Source organism: Flavihumibacter sp. CACIAM 22H1 (genome assembly GCF_001601815.1).
Taxonomy (GTDB): domain Bacteria; phylum Bacteroidota; class Bacteroidia; order Chitinophagales; family Chitinophagaceae; genus Flavihumibacter.
The window spans coordinates 1-5,114 of record NZ_LUKG01000136.1; the positions used below are offsets into that span (position 1 = coordinate 1).

General features: G+C 45.1%; 5 protein-coding genes and 1 pseudogene. 5 read left to right on the forward strand and 1 reads right to left on the reverse strand.

Annotated elements, in window-relative coordinates; translation table 11 throughout:
- From A1D16_RS21030 to A1D16_RS21050, 5 genes are all read left to right on the forward strand, one after another.
- On the forward strand, positions 1-1,050 hold a 1,050-nt coding region (locus A1D16_RS21030; protein WP_290713452.1), incomplete at its 5' end, for a polyribonucleotide nucleotidyltransferase.
- A 61-nt stretch (positions 1,051-1,111) separates the two neighbouring features.
- On the forward strand, positions 1,112-1,933 hold the full coding sequence (prmA, locus tag A1D16_RS21035; protein WP_290713455.1) for a 50S ribosomal protein L11 methyltransferase: 822 nt from the start codon (positions 1,112-1,114) through the stop codon (positions 1,931-1,933).
- Positions 1,934-2,010: 77 nt separating this feature from the next.
- Positions 2,011-2,658 (forward strand): glycerol-3-phosphate 1-O-acyltransferase PlsY, encoded by a 648-nt coding sequence (gene plsY / locus A1D16_RS21040; RefSeq protein ID WP_290713458.1) that lies wholly within the window; start codon positions 2,011-2,013, stop codon positions 2,656-2,658.
- A gap of 99 nt (positions 2,659-2,757) precedes the next feature.
- Positions 2,758-3,567, forward strand: a complete 810-nt coding sequence (locus A1D16_RS21045; protein ID WP_290713461.1) for a M48 family metallopeptidase — start codon at positions 2,758-2,760, stop codon at positions 3,565-3,567.
- Between the two features lie 146 nt (positions 3,568-3,713).
- Positions 3,714-4,382 (forward strand): YdeI/OmpD-associated family protein, encoded by a 669-nt coding sequence (locus A1D16_RS21050; protein ID WP_290713464.1) that lies wholly within the window; start codon positions 3,714-3,716, stop codon positions 4,380-4,382.
- 4 nt (positions 4,383-4,386) lie between these two features.
- On the opposite strand, the pseudogene A1D16_RS21055 reads toward A1D16_RS21050, so the two are convergent.
- Positions 4,387-5,114, reverse strand: a pseudogene (locus tag A1D16_RS21055) (DNA primase); the annotation flags it as partial.

Consider the following 5,114-nt stretch of genomic DNA (forward strand, 5'->3'; position numbering starts at 1 on the left):
CTGGTGGAAAGTGCGGCTGTATCCGATTATACCAAGTTCATCCTGCATTACAACTTCCCCCCATTCTCTACAGGTGAAGTAAAAATGATGCGTGGGCCTGGCCGTCGGGAAGTTGGACATGGTAACCTGGCAATGCGCTCCCTGAAGCAAATGATGCCGGGAGATGATTTTCCTTATACCGTTCGTGTGGTAAGCGATATCCTGGAATCCAACGGTTCTTCTTCTATGGCAACGGTTTGCGCCGGTTCACTGGCCTTAATGGATTCGGGCATACCTATGCCCAAACACGTTTCCGGTGTAGCTATGGGCCTTATTACCAAAGAGGGAAAATTTGCCGTGTTAACAGATATCCTGGGCGATGAGGATCACCTGGGTGATATGGATTTTAAAGTTACCGGCACCAGAGATGGAATCTGCGGTGTTCAGATGGACATTAAGGTAGACGGACTGAGCATGGATATCATGCGGCAGGCGCTGATGCAGGCAAACCGGGGCAGGTTACATATCCTGGATGCGATGTATGCTACGATTGATAAAGCCAGAGAAGATGTAAAACCACATGCTCCCCGCATGGTGAAAATTATCATCGACAAAGAATTTATCGGAGCAGTAATCGGACCAGGTGGTAAAGTGATTCAGGAAATGCAGCGGGAAACTGGCACTACTATCAACATCGAAGAAAAGAATAACCAGGGTGAAGTATCTATCTTCGGAACCAAGAAAGAAAGCGTGGACCGTGCCATGGCCTGGATCAAAGGAATTGCCGCTCAACCAACCGTTGGCGATACCTACGAGGCAACTGTGAAAAGTATTCAGCCGTACGGGGCCTTTGTTGAATTCCTCCCCGGCAAACAAGGATTGTTGCATATTTCTGAAGTAAGCTGGAAACGCCTCGATACCTTGGAAGGCGTACTGAAAGAAGGAGATGTAGTGAAAGTTAAATTAACTGGTACAGATCCCAAATCAGGCAAATTTAAACTGAGCAGAAAAGTATTGTTGCCAAAACCTGAAGGAACGGGTGCTCCCCGCTCACAGGACGACAATAATTAATTTCCGGTTCATATAAATCGTACAAACCCCGGTCCTGGATCGGGGTTTTATTTTTATTACTATGGCAAATCACTATCAGCAGGTAAGCATTACCGTAAATGACCAGGAAACCCGCGAAATCCTGATTGCATTACTGGCCGATGCAGGGTATGAAGGCTTTGTAGAAAACCGGCAGCATGTACTGGCCTATATTACGGTGGGAGATTTTTCAAAAACAGACCTGGAAACCCTGCTTTCCCCCTTTGGATTAACCTTTGAATTGGAAACCATCCAGGAGCGCAACTGGAATGCGGAATGGGAAGCCGGATTTCAACCGGTTCAGGTGGGCAGTTTTTGTTCCATCCGAGCCGATTTTCATCCGGCTGCGGAAGGGGTGCGTTTTGACCTGGTAATTACGCCCAAAATGAGTTTTGGAACGGGGCACCATGCCACCACCTGGCAAATGGTAGCAGCTATGGAAAGATTGGATTTTACCGGCAAAACCGTGCTTGATTTTGGAACCGGAACGGGTATACTGGCCATCCTTGCTGAAAAACTGGGTGCATCAACAGTATATGCATTGGATAATGATACCTGGAGCATTGAAAATACCCAGGAAAACATGCAGCGGAACCAAACCCAACGGGTAGCGGTACAACTGGCGGCCGACCTGGATGCCTATCCGGAAGTGGATATTATCCTGGCCAATATTAACAAACACGTAATTCTACGGGAATTGCCGGCAATGGTGGCCCATTGCAAAACCGGCGGAATGCTCGTAATCAGCGGCTTATTACAGTCCGATGAAGCCGATCTAAAAACGGCAATAGAAAACCTGCCCCTTACGTTAATAAATAAAACAAATAAGGATAGCTGGCTTTGCTGGCAGCTTCAACGGACCTGAATCAGGATAAATGAAATTTGAACGATTGATTTTCGTATCTTGTTTTTCTTATTTTTGAAATCCAACTCAACACTCGCATGAAAGAGGCTCTGCTGATAATAATGGCCTATTGTATTGGCTCTATTCCAACTGCTGTTTGGGTAAGCAGGTATTATTTCGGTATAGATATACGCGAATACGGATCAGGGAACTCCGGTGCAACCAACACCTTTCGTGTACTGGGCTCCAAATGGGGCACGCTGGTTATGATAATTGACGTCTTAAAGGGGCTTGCTGCCGTTAAACTCGCCCTATTGTTACCTTATTATATTGAAAATGACCTGGCACTCACTAATTTCCAGATCGGATTAGGGATGGCTGCCGTATTGGGACATATTTTCCCCATCTGGGCGCAATTTAAAGGAGGAAAGGGAGTAGCTACCCTGTTCGGACTCGTGATAGGAATTTCCCCCTGGACCGCACTCTGTTGTTCGGGCATTTTCTTATTGGTATTGTACCTGACCCGCTTCGTTTCGCTTAGCTCTATTTTGGCAAGTATTGCTTTTCCTGTATTCATCCTGGTTATTTTTAATGTAGATAACCATGCTTATCGGGTATTCGCCATCGTGGTAGCCATGTTGGTTATACTTACTCACCAGAAAAATATCAGCCGGCTGTTGAGAGGTAGTGAAAGTAAAGTGCCTATTCTCAAATACCGCGACCGTAAGCGTAAGATCAAACACTGAATTTAGTGCCCGGGCTACAGGTTTAACGTCTTCTTCTTTACCTTTGTTTTTAACTGGTATGAGAATTGAATATACCAGTACAATAAACCCATTACAACAATGAAAAAGATTTTGTTGTCTTTCCTGCTGATAGGCAGTCTTGTGTCCTGTTCCAGAAATCCAATTACCGGAAGAAACCAGCTTTCCCTCTTTTCTGAGTCGGAAATCCAGACGATGGCTGCAGCTGAATACCAGTCTTTTTTGAGCCAGAATAAAGTGGTTGGTACATCCGGTAGCAAAGATGCTGAAATGGTACGCCGTATCGGCACCCGCATATCCAATGCAGTTACCGAATATTATACTAAAAATGGCTTGCAGAATGAATTGGCCGGGTATAAATGGGAATACAACCTGGTTGACTCCAAAGAAGTGAATGCCTGGTGTATGCCGGGAGGGAAGATTGTTGTTTATACCGGTTTATTACCGATCACCCAGAACGAAGCGGCCCTGGCCGTGGTAATGGGGCATGAAATTGCCCATGCACTGGCTAAACATGGTAATGAACGGATGAGCCAGGGCATGGTGCAGCAATTGGGTGGGGTTGCCCTGCAGGTTGCAACCGCCAATAAACCAGCACAGACCCAGCAGATTTTTATGACCGCTTATGGCCTCGGCAGCACTTATGGAGCCATGTTGCCCTTCTCTCGTAGCAATGAATTGGAAGCAGACAAATACGGATTGATTTTCAGCTCAATGGCAGGGTATAACCCCCAGGAAGCAATTCCTCTCTGGGAAAGAATGGCTGCTGCCAGCGGAGGCAATCGTCCACCCGAATTTGCCAGTACCCACCCCGCAGAAGCTACCCGTATTGAAAAGCTAAAACAACTAATGCCGGAAGCATTAAAATATTACAAACCGGTTGGAAAATAAGCCCTCCAGCTGCTTTTTACCGGTGTATAACCCGTCTTCGCAAGCCCTGCGAAGGCGGGTTTTTTGATTTTAGCAAGGTGGTTCGGGTAATATTTTCTAAATTTGTAGCCGGTTATTGATCTCTTTATAGTTAAATTATTTCTGATATGTCGCAGACTTTGTTTGAGAAACTCCAATATAAAGAGGAAAAAAATTTACTCATTCAAGGATTACCCTCCTCCATCGAAAAACAGTTCAATAAAGTTCCATTTGCAAAAAATGTAACGCCTTTATTAAAAAGCAGGAGAATTGATTTTGCGCTGGTATTCGCTATTAATGAAAATCAGTTAAATGGAATTTTGGAGGATGTGTTGCCCGCCCTGCACAACGAAAGTAAACTCTGGATTGCTTATCCTAAAGCGGCTTCAAAAATTGCTTCTAACCTCAATCGCGACTGTAGCTGGGGCAAAGTTGTAGATGCAGGTTATGAAGAAGTGCGGCAGGTTGTGCTGGATTCGGTATGGAGTGCACTGCGTTTTCAGAAATGCGAAGAGCGCGCTATTTCCAAAGCATCCGCAAACGGAGGAGAAGCCGCGCCCGTTGAAGCGATCGATTTTCAGACCCGGACTGTTGAAATTCCCGAATTACTCCAAAAGCAATTGAAGCTTAAAAAACACAAGAAAGCACTGGAGCATTTTGAAAACTTATCTGCTACAGAAAAGCATGAATATGTACAGTGGATTACCAGTGCAAGAAAGGAAGAAACACGTCAGAACAGGTTAACTGCCACGGTGGAAAAATTACTGGCAGGTAAGAAAAAGCCAACAGACAAATAAAAGATCAGCGTACAATTACCGTTCCCAGGTGCTCTAATAATTCTTTTTCCATTTTTTTAAGCGCCTGATGGGTCTGCAATAAATTCAGTTGTTCCTCCGGGGAATGAGGTTTTTCAAGATCTACCTGGTTTTCTTCGATCATACGCTTGATTTTGCGAAGCCGGAGATAACCCAATGTAGAAATCACTTCCTCCTTATAGGTATCTTCCCTGTCGTACACAGACATTTTGAATTTATTCTTCCATTTATCACTCAGTTCATACGGCGATTCCAAAAGCGACACTACGACTGCACTCATGGATTGATCTTCCATATAAAAAAAGTTACGGGCGGTTGGTTCCAGTCCGGCCTGGTACCAGGATTTATAGGTCTGTGCAACAGCCCATAGCTGTTTGTTATCAAAAAAATCTTCGTCGTCGAGCGATTCAAAAATATGGTCGGCTACTTTGGTGGTTGCATCCCATTCTTTTAAGCCAAATTCTACCAATGCCCGGATAACTGCTTTCTCCTGCAACTCATCTTTCTGCAATAACAGGAAGCTATCAGAATAGGCTTCAGCCATTTCATCGGGCAACTGATCGGTTAATGGGGGCGGCATTTCCGTATCAAAGCTCGCCCTGGCTTCCATTTTCTGAACCTTTTCCCGTATAAACTTATTGACGAGGTTATTTAAGCCGGCCTCTTCAATTTTAAGCAGTCCGGCACATTGCCGGATATAGTCCTGCTGCTTGG

Coding starts and splice junctions, on each gene's coding strand:
- prmA (WP_290713455.1), top strand. CDS start 1,112: ATGGCAAATCACTATCAGCAGGTAAGCATTACCGTAAATGACCAGGAA.
- plsY (WP_290713458.1), top strand. CDS start 2,011: ATGAAAGAGGCTCTGCTGATAATAATGGCCTATTGTATTGGCTCTATT.
- A1D16_RS21045 (WP_290713461.1), top strand. CDS start 2,758: ATGAAAAAGATTTTGTTGTCTTTCCTGCTGATAGGCAGTCTTGTGTCC.
- A1D16_RS21050 (WP_290713464.1), top strand. CDS start 3,714: ATGTCGCAGACTTTGTTTGAGAAACTCCAATATAAAGAGGAAAAAAAT.